This is a genomic window from Bradyrhizobium huanghuaihaiense (assembly GCF_007830635.1).
In the GTDB taxonomy this organism is placed as follows: Bacteria; Pseudomonadota; Alphaproteobacteria; order Rhizobiales; family Xanthobacteraceae; genus Bradyrhizobium; species Bradyrhizobium huanghuaihaiense.
The window spans coordinates 72,844-91,627 of sequence record NZ_VLLA01000025.1 but is presented as its reverse complement, the minus strand read 5'-3'; the positions used below and the strand labels follow the sequence as shown (position 1 = coordinate 91,627).

Sequence of the window (18,784 nt, the reverse complement as noted above, 5' to 3'; positions counted from 1 at the left end):
ACCAGCCATCGCTACGCCCCTGCTCTTGCGATTGGATCAAACAACGGTACGGCTGTGCCGCGGTAGACTTTCACGCGCGGCGATCGCCCACTGCCGAAAATCTGGTCGGCAAGGCAGCGGTCCACAAATTTCACTAGGCCGGCCTTGTCCTCTTGCGGATCAGACGCGAGTTGATTGATCGCATCCATGATCGACTTGCGCTCTCCGTCGTCAGGTGGCTGCCGCAGCAATAGCGAGCAGACGCGGAGCCTTGCCATGGCGTTGCCATCGAGATCCCCCAGTGCTGCGACAATGCTCGGGTCGGACAGTGCTTGACAGGGCAGATGCATCTCCAGCACGGCGGCAACCCCGTCCTCAAAGGCGCCGAGATCGAGAATGGCGGTTGCCGTGAAATCCCTGGCTTCAACCGCCAGGATCAGTGCGTTGATCTTGGCGTACGTACCTGCCGCGCGGGTATCGACAGTGATCGGGATCGCGACAATCACATCGACAGAACTTGGCAGCGTCTTGGTGGTGGCGAGGCGATAGGCCGCCTTTGCGATGGAGCCGGACGCCGGCAGGACGGCTGGATCGGCCGGCAACACGGTGTTGAGCGGCGAATAGTTCGCAAAGCGGCTCTTGGCCTCCTTGCGCGCGGCAACGACGCGACGCATTTCGGCGCAAATGGGTCCGCTGATCATGGTCTTGAAATCTGCCGCGTTGTAACCGGTCCTTGGGATGAGAGCACGGACACTTTGGCGCTGCGTGATGCCGCCGGCGCTACTGGCGAGCGTCGGCCATGTCCATCCGCCAGTCTGGGTGGTGCTGACGTCGGCCGGCAGGGTCGATGGCCACGGAAGACCCGCGGCGAACGCGGCGGTGGTGAATTGTCTCGGCTGGTCTGCCGGCGGAGGCCAATTGGTGCGGGCCCAAAGATCAAGGAATTCCCAAATGTCCTTGGCTTTCACAATGGCCCGGTAGTCTTGATAGACATCGCGCCACGCCGCGACGGCTGCGGTAAAGGCCGGCCAGCCAGTGTTGACGGCGGGGACATGCACTTCGAAGGTGAGTGTCGTGGTCGGCGCAACGACCGGCCAGATTCCGGCCGCGCCAAAATCTTCCGGCGCAAGCACGAATTTGCGCAACGGGTCGCCGCCACCGCTTGTAGGATCCGTCGTGGCGATCGATGGCGCGAATTTTTCCGATGGCAGCGTCGCGTCGCCCTTTACCAGCACCGACGGATAGAGTTTCCAACATATCCCGTTGACGGCGGGCGGCTCGACGGGGGGAGACGTCGGCGACGACGGGTCGAACAAGGGGCCGACCAGGTTCATCCGGTAGCCGGATGCTGCGGCCGGCTGCCCGGGCACTGGTATGACTGGCCGCTGCTGTCCGATGATGTCGAGTTCAGCCGATGCGGCCGACAGCCCGGCGTCATCAGTCGCGACAACGCCGATCTCATAGCGCGCCACTGGATCGGGCAACATGAAGACGTCGGGAATATTGTTGGCTTGCAACCAGACTTTCCGCGAGTCCTGCGGCATCGAATCGAACAACCGCGCAAGGGGAAGACGGAAGGTTACCCAGACGCGATCGGGATTGTTCAGCCTTTTGACACACCAGTCAGGCGGCGGAGTGGGAGCATTGATGTCACCAGGCTTGGGCGGGACGCTCGGCCTCCACGGCAACGCGAGTTCGTAGTGCCCTTCCTCGATCGTCGCGACGACCGGCTCCGACACCACCACGCCGGCCGAGGCAAATGCTGCGACATGGGTGCGGAAGAAGAACGGAAGCGCTTCGGTGCGTAGCGCTAGAGCACCACGCCAGCCATCAGTGTAGCGGCCGGGGACAAAGTCGGTCTTGCCCTGCGGCGGAGGCAATTGCGCAAGTCCGCCGAACTCGTCGCTGCTGTCGATCAGCTTGAACGGGGCAGGGCGATGGTCCCAGCCGCCAAACGCCTCCGTGGTGTCGATATTCGCTTGCAGGTCGTTGGCCCAGCTCTGCATCGGGAATTCACGCCAGAAGCCGAACGAGACGGTCTCGAACGACAACGCGCCCTCGACGGTGACGTTGGCCTCGGAAAGAACTTCTTCCGGATGTCGTGAGTAAAGAAACTCGAGCACCTTGCGCGGCGCGGGATCGGTGGCGGCGGTCGGTGGCAGAATCTCGATGCGCCGGGCATCGACGAGGACCGGAGGCGCCAAAGGTTCGCTTCGCGGGATCACAACGTCGAAGAATCGCTGGCTCCAATTGTTCTCGAACTTTTGTTGTGCGTCGGTGCTGTCAGCCAGCACGTCGACCCAAGCGCCGCCGAGTCGCGGCGGCTTTGGCGGAACGTCGGGGTCAGTCGCGTGGGTCAGCGCATCGGTGAAAGCCTCGTACCTTCCGTATGGGCGTACCGCGTACCGCTTCAAGCGCCGCTTGCGGTCGTCATGCGTGAACAATACCTCCATCGTGCCGTCACCGGCCACGCCGACGCGCCAAGGATCCGGGCGTGTGACTTCGGCGATCGCGAACAACGGCATCTTCGTCCGCTCCGGCCGCGACGCAGGCCCGTGTTCGATGAAGCGCCGCGTCCATTCGGGAATACGCGCCACCACGGTCGGCTCGTCGGTTGCGTTTGGCCACCCATCCGGCAGGCGGCGCAGCGCGTAGCTGCGGAAGCGCTTGATTGCGTCCAGCAAGGACTTGTGCCCCCCCGGCCCGGCCAGTGCGCTGTACCGCCGTGCCGTCATCTCCGGGAAGCGACCGAAAGGCTGCACCTTGCAATCGTCGGGTGATGCGACCTGCTCGATGTCGGCGCCGGTGACCCATGCCGCGCCGGTAGGCTGGCCGAACACGGCCGCTGCATCGGCCAGGTTGACGGTGACGCGCGCAAGGGCTGCAATGTCGCCCTTCTTGAGTTTGCTAGCGTCGATTTCGAGCGTTTGCTGCTCGCCGGCGCCGTCGAGCATGGCCTCGCGCAAGGTCTTGACCGCATCGCCGGTATCGGCCTTGGCGATCAACGTCACGATCGGGGGTTTCGCCAGTCCGGACGAAAGATCGATAACCTCTGCAATGGCCACCAGCCCCTGGGCAGGATTGAGGCCGTTCAGATCGATTTGGATTTTCGCCTTGTCGGTACGGTCCGGGAAGGCTGACTTGATGGCGAAGTACGCCACGACCTTATCGATCGGCTGGCGGCTTCCGCCCCTTTCATCGCCGCTGTCGACCCAAGCGCCGGCAAATCTATCGACGGTCGGTCGCAGCGAAATCTGGACCAGCGACAACGCCTTATCGTCAAGAAGCGCAGCTACTTCGTTGGCCGCAACGCCACTCATGCCGCCGTCGAACGAGGCCAGCGACATGGTCCCGCCGGCGTGGGTGACGATATCGACGAACGGCGAGCCGAAATCGGTCAGCGGATATCTCCGCAGAATCTCATCAAAGGCGGTCCGCAGGATCTCCAGCGCATCGGCGGGAGGGACATAGTCACGGGCCTCGGTGTCGTAGAGCTTGAGGCCCGCGGCGAGCCCGAGGCTGCGCATGATACTCCAGCCGTAGGGATCGCGCTGCACCGGCGTTTCATCGAACCAGCCTGCGACCTCCTTTGCGCCGATCTTGGGCGATTGCTCCAGAACCGGTTCGTAACGGCGATACCGCGGTCCCGGCCTGGTCTGCGCCGCGATCTTGAACGGCTGTGGACCTGGACCGGGCGTACCTGGTGTTGCGCCGAGATTGATGACGAGTTTCGCCGCCGCCTGCTGCGCGCCAAGTGCTGCGACTTGTACGCCGTCGAGTCGCAGGGCCAGCCGACTGATCGCGGTCATGATCTGGTTGACGATGTCGGTCCGACTGGCTGCCGTTTTCCCTTTCGGAACTTCGAGCCGTAATTCGGTGATTTGACCCGCCGGCGGGAACTGGAAGTCCTGGCCGAGTTGGAAGCCGAGCGCCGGCACCAGGCCGCTCCAGTCTGCGATGGAGAATTGGACCGAGGGTCCGATGTTGGTTGCCGGGTCGGATAGCCACGTCTCGATCGCCTCTATAGCCGGCTTGGCCAGATCCAACTGAGGGTATCGCAGCCTGAGGCGCGGCGCGGTCTGATATCGCGCCCAGTCGATGACGTCGGCGAGCACGGGATGCACGGGCGGGTCGAGATCGATCTGCCAGTCGGTGCTACCAAGCACGATGTCCGGCGCGCCGGTCGCGCCGGGTTTGAGGGCCCGGACGGTGATGCGCGCGTTGCGGAACGGTGCGGGGTTCGCTTCAAATGCCGCGCGAATATCCGGAGCGTTCGCATTCCAGACCAGGTTTTGAAAGAGTTCGCGCAAGACCGCGGCGGTCCATTGTGCCTTCAGTCCTTCCGGATGCAGGATTTCTTCGGCTCCGTCGGCCAGAAGCCGCCGCACCTCGCCGCTGAGTTGATCGCTAATCTTGAGTGCAACGGCAATGCGTTCAGGCCGACCGTTGGAGAGCAGTTCGGTCAACAGCGGCTCGTCAACATTGATCGCCAGCGAGCGGCGCAAGATCCGCTCCGGCCAGACAAGGAAGGATTCCGCAGGTGAATACCACGCGCCCTGCCTTATGGAGCTCGACGCCAACAGCCGGCTGGTTTCACTTGGATAGTGCGCCTCGAGCTTGGCGAAATCAATGATTTCGGCTGGATCGAGCCGCGCCAGCGACGGCGGTAAGCCTTGAACGCGCGCCAGGTGGCCTGCGGGAGGATCACGTGTGAAAATCAGTGCCAGAATTTTGCCATTGGCGAAGGGAGGCTTGCCGCGTACGGGCTCGACGATGAGTTTGCGATAGCCGCGCGCGCGCACGCATAATTTGAGATCGAAGGTCAGGGCGTTCGCCAGATTGTCGATCTGGACTAGGCGGATCTGGCCTTTGGCAGCGTCGCCGGAATCGTCAAGCCGGTCCAGCGCCGCCAAATCGCCGCCGACGTAGATCGCATCCATCGTGCCATCTACGGTGTGGATGCGCAGTGCGGTGCCAGGATTGGCATCCACGGTGGAATTACTGAATGGGTAACGCAGGCTCAGCGCCGCCGGGGCACTGGTGGCGCCTTCGGCTTCGCCGGCGACATCGAGCTCGAAAATGTCGTATCCACCGAAGTACAACGCAGACCGCTTGGCACTATGGTCCGCGGCCAGCGTGTCTGATGCGGCGGGCCGGGCGTTCCATCGAACCTTCGTAGCGACGCGGCGCGCAGCATCGCGCATGCGCCGAACCGGCGGCGTACCTGTTGAGCCGTCGTTCCAGCCGAGCAATTGGGCAAGGGTGGCATCCTTGTCGGGGTGCAGGATGGTGACCCGGCCGGCGTCCCCATCGAGATCTTCCGACAGCAACGGCGCCGACTCGATTTTGACCGGGTGTTCGAATACTTCGACCGGCGCGGCGACCGCCGGTAAATTGTCCTTGGTAGCGACGCCGGTCAGATCAATCAGGATCGTTGCGTCCATCGGGCACCACGGCGGCTCAACGCCTTTAAGGCCGAGGTCAAGCTTGGGCTGGATCGCGAAGCGAACGCCGATCGGTCCGCTGTCGAGCCGATTCCGCGCTGTCCGTTTTGCTCCGATGGCCTCCCTGAAGCCATCCAGGTTATCAATCATGTACCCCGGCTTCGGCGGCAATGCCGCGGCCACGACCCCGGTCGGGTCGTCGAAGCTCGGCTCCTTTACCTTGCCTGCGTCGGGTCCGGGCAGCACTCCATCGGTCAAGGTGATGACGAAATCCCGGTCTGTCGGGCGCTTGATCGCGAAGTCGGCCGCGGACGGCCGTGCACGGGCGTCGCTCACCGCATCCGAACCATAGAGCCCGATCGGAACCGCAAGTTCATTCCGGACCCGCACGACGTAGGAGCGCGGCGACTTCAGGTCATTGCGCTTCTTCGGGTCGGCGGCCGGGTGGTCGGCAGCGTCGTCGATACCGAGCGTAAAGGTCGGTATGAAGGAGGCCGTCGAGGTAACGTCGGCGATTACCTGGTCTTTGCTGCCGCGATATTCGAAATGCAGCACCGCACGGCTGACACTTTTGCGCGCCGGCTTGACCGCTTCGGTTTGCAACACCAGCGGCGTCGGCGGTCCATCTGTGCCGGCCGTGTCGACCGGCACAACGACGTAGCGCAGCACATTGGGTGGCGGGTTCGGAATGTTCGCCGGTGGTCCGCCCGGCTTGCTCGCGGGTATGTTCGACGGCGGCAGCAGCAAGCGGCGCAGCTCATCGGGAAGGTCAGACAGATCGTCGACGAATTGCGCGTTGGGTCGCACGAAACGCCAAACGAAATTGGCGGTGACCGGGTCGCGCACCAGACGCATGGGACCGGCCGCCTTGGTCGTGATGCGCATCGGCTTGTACTGGCTGTCGACGCTATCCGGCGTCGTTACGACGCGCTCGATCCGGTAGTGCTTCAGGTTGAATTCAGGGTCGTTCCACACACCGGTCGATGCGCCGAATGCGGGCTCGAGGTCCCAGTCGAGCCGGATGCCGCTCGCGGTCGCTTCGATGACCGGATCGGCCAGCCTCGGCGCGCGCTCCCTGAACATCCGTTCCGGCGGATTGAAGAGATGGACGTTGCCATCGAGCGGAACGATCGAGCTGACTGCGGAATCCACGTTGAAATTTGCGACACGCGGAAGATCGTCGGCTGAAGCCCGTTCGAACAGCTTGTCGATGTCGCCTCGTTTCACGACAAAGGCAATTCCCATGGTCCGGATGTCCAGCCCGACCTCAGCCGCGCCCGCCTGCCAGGAAGCATCGGCGCCGGCCGCAAGCCTGGCTGCGGAATCGCACAACGAGGCGATCGCGGCCGAGCGTCGTTCCTCGATATCGTTGGCTGCGCGATATTCGATTCCGAGATTGATCTGATCTCGGCCCGCTTCGGTGAGCACTTGAGCGGCGGACTCGCGGTTATCCGGCAGTCTCTCGCGGTCAGCCTTGATATGCGTATTCAACGGCTCGTTCAGATCCGCCGCGCCGGCCGCGTTTGGCTGCCGAATGAAACATTGCGACAGGAACCGGCCCATCGGGAGCGCTTCGCCGCCGGACACGGCGATCTTCCAGTCCAGATTGTAAGTCAGCGGCACGGGAGTTGCCGGAGGGGTTCCGAATTGGATAGGCTGCTTGCCTGACTCGGCATCAAGTCGGAACAGATCGACGGGCGTCATCAAAGGAGTGCCGTCTGCTTTCGTTCGCGTCGATATGCGCAGCGCCGTCGGGTAAACACCGCCGCCCGACTCGAAAATCGTCGGCGGTGGGTAGAAGCTGCTGAAGGACTGGCCATCTCTGCTGGTCGGGAGTTTGTTGGTATCCAATCCGGTTTCGGTGTGATCCCGGGGCACGAAGACCATCACAAATCGCTCGTCGTCGCCGGTGCCTTGGTCGCCGGCGACCGGAAACAGCATCGCCCAATACGCGGTCGGCTGCAGCGGCCGCCCCTGCGCGGTCGGGGCCGCGCCGGGTGCGGGGGCGGTCACCGCGTCGTGCTTGTCCAGCGCGTCGTTGGCAGCCTGGTCGGCATCGGCTGCACTAGGTCCGCGCGGCAGCTCCGGTGCCGGCGGCGCGATGCCCTTTTCAGCGTCCGGCATCGCAACCGTAAGGCCAAGCTGCATGAAGCGTTCGACGCGCGCCCGTGCCTCGTCGAGGCGTCCGGGATTGATCGCAAACCCGATACCCAGCCGGATGTGACGACCAAACGCCCCGACGGCAACCGATGCCGCACCACGCGCTGCGATGCTGTTCGGCGTGGCGGCGGCCTCAAGTGCGATCGAGATCGTCAGCGAAATCGAAAAACCGACTTCCAGATGGATGTCGGTGAAACCGACACTGAACTCGAGCCATACGCGAACCTGCAGCGAAAGCGAGATGTCGAAAGCGATCGAGCCGTAGAACAGTGTTTCGCTGAAGCGCTTGACCGAGATGTACGCAATGAATTTTGCATCGATGGCGAAGTCCGCGCGCGCCGCCACAGAAGCGCCGAACGAGCGGCCGCCGACCTGGCCGCCAAATTGGGCGTAACCTCGGGCGCGGAAGGCGATGCCATACAGCATCGAGCCGTCCTCGATGCGGTTGATCAGCCCGCCCTCGCAGACGATCTGGAAGCTGCCGCCGCTCTGCCTCTCCTCGAACGTGAAACCGAGTTCGTAAGGCCAGCCGAATTCCTGGTGGAACAGCCCGGGACGGATGTATGTCGTCGCCGACCACCGAATGTTCTTCATGGCCTTGACGAGCGGCGCCGGCAGTTTTGGATGAGTACCCTCGACGTCGCCGGTGCCATCGGCGATTAGGCGCCCGAGAAACTCCTTGCGCGGGACTGAAAGGTAGACATAACCGCGCAGGGTCGGGTTGTTGCGCCATCCATCATTGACACTGGAATCATGCCAGTCAGCGTAGTTGCGTGCGATCCAGACCCGCGCGTTCAAGAAGAAGGTGAAGTCGCTGCGCAGGGCTGCGACGATGTCGAATAGGATCGGGTTAGGAAGCTCCTTTTCGCCGTCGGCGTTATATTCGGTTTCCTCGGAGGCGCTCTCGATCGTGATCAAGCCCCGTAGCGCCAGCGTGACGCGATTGCCCTCCGCCTCCGGCTCCCACGATTTTACCGAGGCAAGGTTGCCCTGGTATTTGGATATGTCGTCCAGGACTTTGATGAGGTCCTTGACGTTGGTCACCTGATCGGCGCGGTTGAAGGCGGCGAGCGTAAAGCGGTAGCCGAAGCCAAAGCCGACCTCCCGAAGATAGATCGGACCGACCGGGGTCGGTATTTCGATCGAAAGGTCGTCGGCCTCGCCATAAAGGAAAAACGCCTGGCGCAAATCGCCGCCCGGTTTGCGAAGCTCGAGGAAGCCCATCGCGGCGGACATAGCGCCCCAGCCCTTGATGGTCAGCTTGCCGGAAGCAAGGAAGCCGTGGACGGTGACGTCCTTTGGAAGTGCGCCCGGCGAGTAAAGACTCGGCAAGGTATCGTCCACGGTCATCGCCGTGCCTTCGATCGATGCCGCACCGCCGAAGCGTATGCCGAGCGTCAATCCGTCGAACCGGATCTGCGGGAGTGACTGGCCAGCCTTCGGCGGCGCGATCCATAGCTCGTGAAAATCAATTCTCGGGCTGACGATATCGCCGGCTTCGACGAAATTGACCTGTCCGGAAATCGACAATGCCGGCTTGCCGCCGAACGCCGGCGAAGCCGGATGGAATCCGATGCCGCGCAGCTCGAAGTTGAATAGATTGAAGAAGTTGAATCGCTTGGCCGGAACCACGGCGACCTGGAACTTAATCGCGCGCAGCAGCATCGACGAATCCCGAGCGAGCGGCGCCTTGTCCAGGGTGATGGTAATGCTACCGAGGTATTTCAGCAGCCCGTCGGTGAATTCGCCCTCCCGTGGCTGGAATACCGCGGTCCCAGTCAGGGTGAAGTAGAAATGATAGCCGGCGCCATTGCCGGTAAAGTTCTGAAATTCGAGGCCAAGCGCGGTGATAGTCAGCACGAACCGTGTGGCGTGGCAAACGATCGGATCGTTGGCCTTGTCGAGTTTGGCTTCGGCGCTCTGCACAATCAGCGAGCCGTCGCTTCCCCTTCCCATCGAGATGGAAATCGTGGCGTTGGCTTCGCCGACCAGTTCAGGAGGCAGTTGCCCGGAGCCTTTGATCGAAAATGCCTGGATTTCGCTGTTCTTGATCGAGAGCCCGCCGCCATCGAAGCGGAACGGCATGTCGACGCCGGCGAGTTGCACCGGAGTGTCACGGTCGACCTTGGCCGCCAGGTCGAGCCCGCTGCGCGACATTCCGAGCTCATCGACATGAAACACGATGCCGCGGCCGCCGCTGGCCACCTGGCCGTAGGCAAGGTCGAGCCGCGCCTCAGGAGCCAGTGAGAGGCGCACGTCGCCGCTCGAGAAATCCAGCCCGAAGAACGGAAATTTGCCGGCAGGCCAATCGGCGCTTCTGGGCGCATTCAGGACGATGTTGCCGTTCAGGCCAAGCAAACTGAAATCCGATTTGCTGGCTTCGCCGAAGATGCGGACCTTATCGCCGCCGGACAATCGTACGCTGAAATTCGTGAGGTCGATGTGGACGTTGAGATCGAAATCGACATTTGCGTCCTTGATTTTCAGCGTCACGCTGATCGGCAGATCAAAGGCACCGTTTCCGACCGGAACAGCAGATTTCTTCGCGGTGACCTGGATGTACTGGCCGAGCGCGTCAACAAACTTCGGCGTACTCTGTTTGGATGATTGAAGGAACGGCAGCAGCCTGTCGGTCTGAGCCTCGATGTTGACATCGACACTCGCCCAATCGAGCGGCGAATAGGTGATCGCGCCCGTCATGCGCGCGACCATCAAGCCCGCGGGCAGGCTGGTCCCGGCCGGCGGCATGATCGGCGTCGCCTGGACTGTCGCCTTGCAGGCCTGCATGAATTGGGCCTTGCCGCCACTCAGGCGGATGACCGCAATCGCCGTCGTAGTATTGAATTTCGCGGTGGCTTGGATCAGACGCTTATCAGCCCGTTTGCCGTCCGGGTCGGTATCCCTCACGGCTTCCACGCCGGCGTCGCGCGACAGCCAGAGATCGGTTCCCAAGGTTGCGAGTGAACCTACCGGCGGTACGGCCATCAGCGCGACGCTCGGCGAGCCATCCAGCTCGACGAGGAGCATCGGTTGCCAGTCCAGCGGTATGTCGATGCTGAGGCCGAGCTCCTGACCTGAAAAATTCCCGCCCGGCGCATTGACCCATGCCGGCGTGATGACGATTTGGCGCAGCGCATAGCTGCGCGCGTCGAGCCGCACCTCCACGACGATTGCGATGCCGGGGCCGCTCGTCCCGAGGGCCTTGATTGCATCCCACAGCATGCGCATCAGCTTCGCCAGGACCTCGGCGACCGCTTCGGCGACGCCGAGCAGCGAACTGGCGGCGGAGCCGGCCTGCTGCGCCAGCCAGCGCACTGCCGCCGCCATCATGTCCGCGAAACGTTCGAGCACCTTGAGAACATTTGACAGATCGGGGACGTTCGGACCCTGAACGTGGAGCGCCGACACGAACCGGACCAGCGCCTGGGCAAGATCGGCCGCTTCCTGCGCTGCCAGCGCGACAAGTTTGACCGGATAGGGTTCGACAATTTCCAGCGCGGTCAGTTGGCCCGACGAATTGCCGGTAAGGGTGTCGAACGTCTGTGAATAGGCGGCATGAACGGCGATCAGCAGTGCCGGATCGTTCTTGGCGCGGACCAGGATGCGCGGCATGTTGAGCGTGGCGGTGACGCCCACCGCCGTCGGATTTGAGAGGTCGACCGGGGGCATAGCGAGGCTCAGCTCCGAGGCCGCCAGTTCGATCTTGAACGGCAGCGCGTCGGGCTTTTCGATGGTGGTCGCTGGCAGATCGATGGGGGGCACGCCGGTCGGGATGACTTTCCCCGCAAGCGACAATGTGCCGGCGGCATCGAGCGTGATGCCGAAGCCGTTGATCGCAGCGATATCGGTAGTGTGGCCTGCGCTCTCGTAGATCAGCGTACCATCGCCGCGCTGCGCCGGACTGGTGGTGATCTCCAGCTGCTTCTGCGCGTTGATCGCCAGTGTGGGCTTGGGCGCGGTAGCCCATCGGATCGATATCGGCCACTTGCCGAGATCGAGTTTCGGAATCGGTAGATCGAACTTGAACAGATTGATCAGACCGCTCAAATCGAGCGCGGGCCAGCTTAGTTGGGGCCACGGGATCTTCGGCCAGCGCAGATGCAGCGCGGGAAACTGGGGCAGCGGGTGCAGCGATATCGAGGGCAGCAGATCGACCACTTCGTTGCGGGTCAGCGAGACCTCAAAGCGGACGTCAGCGCGGGTGATTTGGTTCGGCACCGATATCTGGCCAGTTCCGGTCAGCGTCGCGGTCAGCAGTGGAGTATCGTCCTGGCCAGGATCAAAAGCCGCAATGTCGATACCGAGATGGGCCTCGAAAGCTCCGGCCGCTGCGAACGGTATCCCGCTGATGCCGAAAAAGCCTGCAGCCGCAAGGTCTATCGATACGCCTTGAAGCGCTTGCCGCAGCGTGTCCCGTTCAGCTTCGGCGGCTGCGGCCAGCGCGAATGCCGCACTGTCTCTGAGGGACTTGATGTCCTTTTGGATCTGACTCCAGGACTTTAGCTTCCACGGATCGAGCGCGACATCCGCGTCTTCGATCAGGATAGATTCTAGTGGATGGCCGGGCGTCTGGGATGCATGGGACGGAATTACAAACGGATTGATTTTGATTCTTCCGCTGCCTTGCGGCGTCGTGACGAGAATCTCCTCGACCTTGAATGGATCGTTCGGGGTTAGGCCCGCGATGGTCAGCGCATTCGTTGCGCCGGAGAAAAAAATTATGCTCGCCGCCATCCACGCCCCCGGTGTCGGCATTGAGTTGGCGAAATATGCCAACAATTTTCAGTTGTATCTTGCCATTCAATCATAAATGATAGGCCATTGCCAAGCGACATCGTCAGATTTTTAGAAATGGTTTTTCAACCGCGCCGGGGGACGCAAGATGGCCGATCAGCAATTACTCGCGATCGTGTGGGGAGAGACCTCGGGGCTCGCGGCTAAGGATGGTAGCAATCAGACGCTCGCACGATTACACGCGGTGGTCGCTAAGCTGGCCGCCGCCGCTCAGCGCCGCGGTCTCGGTGGAAATCTGAAACAGCAACTGGCGCCGCGCGCCAACGACGCAGTGGCAATGGTCACCTACAACGCGATGTCGTCGACGGTGAGCGCAGTCGAGACGAACACGTATCGCGCCGAGATGGAGTTGCCAGCGCGCGCAGTGCTCTGGGAGGTCAACGAAAACGGCGCGCCGCCGCGCGACAATTTGCCGCCAACATCCGTCGCCTGGATGTTCGACGCGGATGTCACGTCCGGCGGCGATTTTGTTGCCGGTACCGGCGCCGATACGCGAACCTACCGGCTCTTTGAATCGCCCAAACTTCCTGCCGAGGACGAGTTGCCCTACGTCTCCGGTTATACCGATTCCGGTGTCGTTCGGCCTTCGGACCGGCGACGCTGGTATCGAAGCCCAGCTTGGGGGATAGGACTTTCCGGCGGCGCGCTTTTTTTTCTAGCGGCTTTCAGCTTGCTGTGGACCGCGAGCAGCTTCAGCCTAGCGTATGATCTGCTCGCGAATCGGCAGATCGAAGACGGTCAGAAGTTCAGCAGTTCCCTGCCGTTGCCGGCGTGTCCAGCTGGAGGGGGGCCGGATCAGAAGGCTTGCGAAACCGCAGCCGACACTCTAAAAGGCAAGAGCGGCACAGCGCTGGATGACGCGAGAAAGAGTCGTGACAAAAAACTGTATGACCTCTTTTCCGATCAAGGACCTACGTGCGTTGAACGGTTGACGAAATGGGCTGACGAAACGAAACCGCCAGTTGATCCGAAAACGAAGAAGCCGATTTCGGCCGACGATCAAGCCAAAAATCTGTTCTGCCTTGCCCTGCTCGGAGACGCGGTCAAGTTTGCTGCGCAAAATCTCGTCATCAAGGCCGACACGTGGGTCGGACACGCCGCACAATTCGTGGGTTGGTGGCTGTTTGGCTGGCATGTGCCGACGAGCGGAGCGCAGGCCGTGTCGCTTGGTATGCCAACGGCTCTGATGATGCTCGGCGTGATCCTTGTGCTTGTTGGGTTGGGCAAGGGCGTCAACGGTACTCCACTTGGTGCGCTGATCAGTCCAAATGGCCGATACTCGCTCGCGCTCGCCCAAGTGACCTCCTGGACTGTTCTCGTACTGACGAGCGTGATGGCGATCGCTATCTTCAACGGAGGTCTTGTCTCCGAGATGGTCCGTAATTTCCCAAGAGCGGTGAGCGACCTGCCCAATGCTGTCAAGAATGGATTCTTTCCGGATATCCCTACCGGGATCTGGGGTGTGCTGGGGATTTCGTTCGGGTCAACCGTCTTGTCCACGCTGATCAAGTCAATCAAGGGCACCGACGATTCGCCAACGGTTGTTTCGTCCGAGAGGTCGCAGCCAGTCGGCAGCGTGACCATGTTCAAGGACAAGGTCGCGGGATACGACCCGCGGCACCGCGCCTCCATTGCAGACTGGTTCCTGGGTGAAGACACCGACAACAAGGACAAGATAGACATCACGCGCGTGCAGATGGTGCTGATAACGTCCGGGCTGCTTGTCACCTACGGAAACGCGATCTTCGCGGCGGTCCGCGATCTCACTGCGCAGGAAATCTTGCTCGTGATCCAGAAGGTTGATGTCCTCATTGGCGCTTTGCCGCCGGTAGGAACGTCAATGGCCGCCATGCTGGCTGTCAGTCACGCCACCTATCTTGTGGCAAAGGCTGCTGACACGCCGTCGCCAAAACCAGTGCAGCACTAACCGCGCGGACTTTCCGGCATCGTTCGCCGATCCGCACGCCCAGACAATAGCCGGTCCAATCGGTTTCGCAAGCCTGCAAGCGCTTGAGGCGCGCAGTGTCGCGGTGCGTATCGCTCTGTCGCTCCGGGCATGGCAAGATGCGTAGCCACGATCGGCTTGATCAGGACGACTGGCTATCGGAAGCACCGGCTCTGGGTGAAGGCGGAAACTCTGTTTCCGAGACGGACGAATTTTGACGCCCTCAATGTCAGAGTTAGACTTAATGTTGAAGAGCGGATCCATCTGATCTGCTACCTCCAGCGCCCAACGCGCCCATTTTTCGAATTCTGGCACTTGCGCTACTTCTGATCTGCGTCTTGCCTCGACGTATTCACGTATTAGCCTGGCATTTCGCCAGTTCTTGGCCTCGGTTAAAAGCCCATCGCGGCGCGCCTTCTCCTCGGCTGCAATGCGTTCCCGTTCTTCGCGTTCAGCTTTCTCCTTAGCTTTGCGCCGTGCTTCGGCTTCCCCTTCCTCACGCTTGCGCTGCCACGTCGCCATCTCGGACTGCCATCGCCGCGATTCGCGTTCACTCACAACAGCAAGGCCGATCACAATTTCAGTCAGCTTGTCTTCGAGCTTACCTGCATCATCATCCATCCAACTCGAAATAATATCTGGATGGTGCCGACCACCTTCAGCCCGTAGCTCCAGCTTGTCCTTTGCGTCCGCATCGTCAGAGCGCCGGTTACGGGCCTGACGCTTCTTTGGGGAACCCAAAGTTATGCTGACGCCCGCAGGTCCGCGGATTGAAATCTCGCGTGCCTCCCGATCGCGGATGTAAGCACTTCCTCCCCCCACCCTGGCAAAGGCGAGAAAGATTGAGTTGAGAATGCGTAGACGCCGCCGTTCGTAGGATGATTCGAAACGAGGCTTCTCCCAATGGAAGGAGCTTGCTGCCATCTTCTGATGAATCGTTTCATCGCGATTGAGCAGTTTGGCGATGGCGGGATCTGCGCGCGTCAGGTCGCGGGATAAGCTTACTTTGCCGAGACGCTTCCGAAACCGCTCCGTCAGCACATCTATGTTCTCCGGTTCGCCGTCAATGCCGGGCTCACCGGTAATCCGAGCTTTTAGTTCGGGCGGCAATGCTCCACCCATTTCAATCAGATTGATCGTTGCGAGATCGCGCGGAGGAAGAGGCGTTCGCGTAACCTTTTGACCAGCATGCAGCTTGTTCCAGTATCCGCGTTCCGGGATGGGTATATCCGCCTTGCCGCAGTGCTTGGCTATCGCCACGTCAGAAATGCCGATCGCTTTGCAAATTCGGCTCATGGCCTCCGGCCAAACCAATTCATAGAGTTGTTCGCGCGTTAAGCGTAGCGTCACTTGTTTCTCTCGCGGGATTCGGATTTAGGTGCTGCAACTAGGCCCTTTTGGCAGGCGCCGCTGCAAGCGATCGGATATCCGAAGTGCGAAGCTAAGACTAGAAATCCGAGCAGGCCTTGGCCCGACTATAGCGGGCATCACCATCGAACTAGGGTAAGCGGCGTCCTGCGGCCACGTTTCGGATGAAGTGGTAATCTGCGAGCCTGCGGTTAGTTTCGACCGCTAGGCGTAGAATGGACGCAGTGCATAGTGCTATCACGGAGCCGGTTCGGCGTCTGGAAGTCTTCACCGGCGCCGGTCGTCGGCGGAAGTGGAGCGACGAAGACAGGGCGTGGATTGTTGCCGAGATCGTTGCGAGTGGTGACTCGGTCTGTGCCGTGGCTCGGCGCCATGGATTATCGCCGCAGTTTGGTTGGCGCCGCCAACTGCGAGAAGCCGCGGCCGAGCGTTCCCGATCGGAAGACTTGCAGTTCGTGCCGGCCGTGGTAGGCGCGGTCGCGCAGACGCCTGTTCTTGGCAATGAGCGCAAACCGCCGCGATGCAAGTCCAGGTCCGACGTCGGAATGATCGAGATTGAGGTCGACGGCGTCACGATCCGGGTCGGCCGTGGCGCGGATGCGACGATGATCGCGGCCATCGTTCAGGCGCTGAAGGCTGGCCGGTGACCGGTCCATCCGGGACGGTTCGAGTGATGGTGGCGACCAAGCCGCTCGACTTCCGCAAGGGCGCAGAAGGGCTGTCCACACTGGTGCGCGAGAGCATGCTGGCCGAGCCGTTCTCGGGCACGGTGTATGTGTTTCGGGCCAAGCGAGCGGACCGGATCAAGCTGATCTTCTGGGACGGAACGGGTCTGTTCTTGTTCGTCAAGCGTTTGGAGAACGGCGTCGCTGGCCGAAGATCGAGGATGGCGTGATGCGTTTGTCGGCGGCGCAATTGTCTGCGCTGCTGGAGGGGCTGGACTGGCGGCGGGTCCATGAGGCACGGGAGACGGCGACACCGACGCAGCCCGGATAATTGTTAGCAGCGCTGCGGCGAAATGAATCAGACGCCCCGCGCTCGTCGCAAAGTGCCGCCGAGTGTGATCTGATTTGCTGGTGCCGAGCGACTCCCTGCCTGACGATCCTGAGATATTGAAAGCGATGCTGCTCGCCGAGCGGTGCGAGAGCGAGCGGCTGTGCCAGATCATCAAGGAATTGCAGCGCCATCGCTTTGGCCGCCGGGCGGAGACACAGCGCGAGGAGCAGATGCTGCTTGGTCTGGAAGACGTCGAGCAGGTCGCAGCGTGCGGCGAAGCAGAGCAGGATGCGAGAGCGCCCGAAGGTCGCGTAACACGGGCCCGCAATCGTCGCATCAATCGTGGAGCCCTGCCGGCGCACCTGCCGCGGATCGAGGTCGTCGTCGACATCGACGCCAAGACTTGTCCCTGCTGCAAGGGCAAGTTGCACCGGATCGGCGAGGACAAAAGCGAGCGGCTGGACCTAGTGCCGGCGCAGTTCCGGATCTTGGTCACCCGGCGGCCCAAATAGGCCTGCCGATCCTGCGAGGACGGCGTCATGCAAGCGCCGGCTCCGGCGCGGTTGATCGAGGGCGGGCTGCCGACCGAGGCCACCGTCGCCCAGGTTCTGGTGTCCAAATGCGCCGATCATCTGCCGCTGTACCGGCAGGTCCAGATTTACGCGCGGCAAGGCATCGCGCTGGATCGCTCGATGCTGGCGTGAGAGCGCATAGCGGATGGCCTCGGCGAGCTTGCCCTTCTGGCTGATCAGGGCGAGCTTTGCGCGTAGCCAATTCTGGAACGTATCGGCGAGTGGCCGACTCTTGCGCTGCCGGATGAGGCACCGCTCTTCGGCACTGCGGCCCCGGATGTTCTTCTCGATGGCGTAGAACTCGGTTGTGCTTGAGCGCCTCGCTGGCAATTGGCGCCGGGCCGGGGGTGGCGAGTTCGTAGAAGTTGCGCCGCATATGCACCCGGCAGAACGCGAGCGCAACGTCGCCGCGCTCGGCGAGCTTGCCGTAGCCGGCATAGCCGTCGACTTGAAGAATCCCCTTGAAGCCTTCGAGATGAGCGATCGGCCGTTCGCCTTGCGGTCAGGGGCGTAGACATAAGCGACGCATGGCGGATCGGCGCCCACCCCATGGCCGGTCATCCACGGCATAGGTCCACAGTTGCCCTGTCTTGGTGCGGCCACGGCCCGGATCGAGCACCGGCACCGTTGTCTCGTCGGCGAACAGCTTTGATCTTTGCCGGAGCGTGACGAGAAGTCGTTCGTGCAGCGGACGCAGGTGCCAGGCGGCATGGCCGACCCAATCCGTTGGGAGGGACTGACGCGCTTCATCGATGATGGCCGTATCGAACTCGACAAGAATGCCGTCGAACGCGCGATCCGTCCGATCACCCTCAATCGGAAAAATGCGTTGTTCGCAGGCTCCGACGGCGGTGCCGAGCATTGGGCAGTGATCGCCTCCCTGATCAAGACTTGCAAGCTGAACGATGTCGATCCGCTTGCCTACCCGACCGATGTCCTCAACAAAATCGTCAATGGGCATCCAAATAGCGAGATACATGATCTGCTGCCTTGGGCCTATGCTGACAAGCCCGAAATCATGGCTGTAGCCAATACAGTGATCTAAGGTTGGGACGACACTGAAACGGCAGTGGGACCTTTTGCAGATGCCAGATATCTGTGTCATTTTTGATCTGGATGGAACGCTCGTTGACAGCGAGACCCTTTGTAATCAAGCCTTTCTCGACCTGCTGCCGGAGTTGAGCGATCCTGCCGAGGTATTAGTCAAAAGATACCGTGGCAAAAAGCTCTCGGCTATTCTCGCCGATATCGAACATCGTATCGGCGGAAGCCTGCCCGATACGTTTGAAAACAACGATCGCGGGCGCGTCTCAGAGTTATTTGCACGCGATTTAAAGCCTATGCCCGGCGTTGTAGCGATGCTTGATAACTTGAGCCATTACAAGTGCGTTGCATCCAGTGGACCTCCAGCGTTGACGATTTTCGGCTCGTGACGGCTTTACGTAGGCCGTGAACCCACAAACGTACAGGGCTGACGGCTTGTCGAAGTCCGCTCTGCCCCGATAGCCGACGTATTGTTGCACAGC

The 18,784-nt window shown here is 61.6% G+C and carries 6 protein-coding genes and 3 pseudogenes; 6 read left to right on the top strand and 3 right to left on the bottom strand.

The window, feature by feature from the left end; all coding sequences use genetic code 11:
- Positions 1 to 11: 11 nt before the first annotated feature.
- On the bottom strand, positions 12 to 12,317 hold the full coding sequence (locus IQ16_RS35855) for a hypothetical protein (protein WP_028175392.1): 12,306 nt from the start codon (positions 12,315 to 12,317) through the stop codon (positions 12 to 14).
- Positions 12,318 to 12,465: 148 nt separating this feature from the next.
- Between IQ16_RS35855 and IQ16_RS35850 the strand changes: the two genes are divergently transcribed.
- Complete coding sequence (locus tag IQ16_RS35850) at positions 12,466 to 14,304, top strand: hypothetical protein (RefSeq protein ID WP_011084387.1); 1,839 nt, start codon at positions 12,466 to 12,468, stop codon at positions 14,302 to 14,304.
- Here IQ16_RS35850 and IQ16_RS35845 read toward each other — a convergent pair.
- Entirely contained in the window at positions 14,215 to 15,672 is a 1,458-nt protein-coding gene (locus IQ16_RS35845; RefSeq protein ID WP_053815124.1) for a hypothetical protein, read from the bottom strand. The genes IQ16_RS35850 and IQ16_RS35845 overlap by 90 nt on opposite strands.
- 233 nt (positions 15,673 to 15,905) lie before the next feature.
- Here IQ16_RS35845 and tnpA point away from each other — a divergent pair, with 233 nt between their 5' ends.
- The 3 genes and pseudogenes from tnpA to IQ16_RS35830 all read left to right on the top strand — a co-directional run.
- Positions 15,906 to 16,337: an IS66-like element accessory protein TnpA gene (tnpA, locus tag IQ16_RS35840; RefSeq protein ID WP_011084389.1), complete on the top strand. Its 432-nt coding sequence runs from the start codon at positions 15,906 to 15,908 to the stop codon at positions 16,335 to 16,337.
- Between the two features lie 26 nt (positions 16,338 to 16,363).
- Positions 16,364 to 16,585 carry an IS66 family insertion sequence element accessory protein TnpB gene (tnpB, locus tag IQ16_RS35835; protein ID WP_370141156.1) on the top strand — a complete coding sequence of 74 codons (222 nt, stop codon included), beginning with the start codon at positions 16,364 to 16,366 and terminating at the stop codon, positions 16,583 to 16,585.
- A 226-nt stretch (positions 16,586 to 16,811) separates the two neighbouring features.
- A pseudogene (locus IQ16_RS35830) lies at positions 16,812 to 17,387 on the top strand (transposase domain-containing protein); the annotation flags it as partial.
- 42 nt (positions 17,388 to 17,429) lie between these two features.
- Here IQ16_RS35830 and IQ16_RS35825 read toward each other — a convergent pair.
- Positions 17,430 to 17,946, bottom strand: a pseudogene (locus IQ16_RS35825) (IS66 family transposase); the annotation flags it as partial.
- A 39-nt stretch (positions 17,947 to 17,985) separates the two neighbouring features.
- Here IQ16_RS35825 and IQ16_RS35820 point away from each other — a divergent pair.
- Positions 17,986 to 18,303, top strand: a pseudogene (locus IQ16_RS35820) (transposase domain-containing protein); the annotation flags it as partial.
- Positions 18,304 to 18,343: 40 nt separating this feature from the next.
- Positions 18,344 to 18,691 carry an HAD hydrolase-like protein gene (locus tag IQ16_RS35815; RefSeq protein WP_011084395.1) on the top strand — a complete coding sequence of 116 codons (348 nt, stop codon included), beginning with the start codon at positions 18,344 to 18,346 and terminating at the stop codon, positions 18,689 to 18,691.
- Positions 18,692 to 18,784 lie beyond the last annotated feature (93 nt).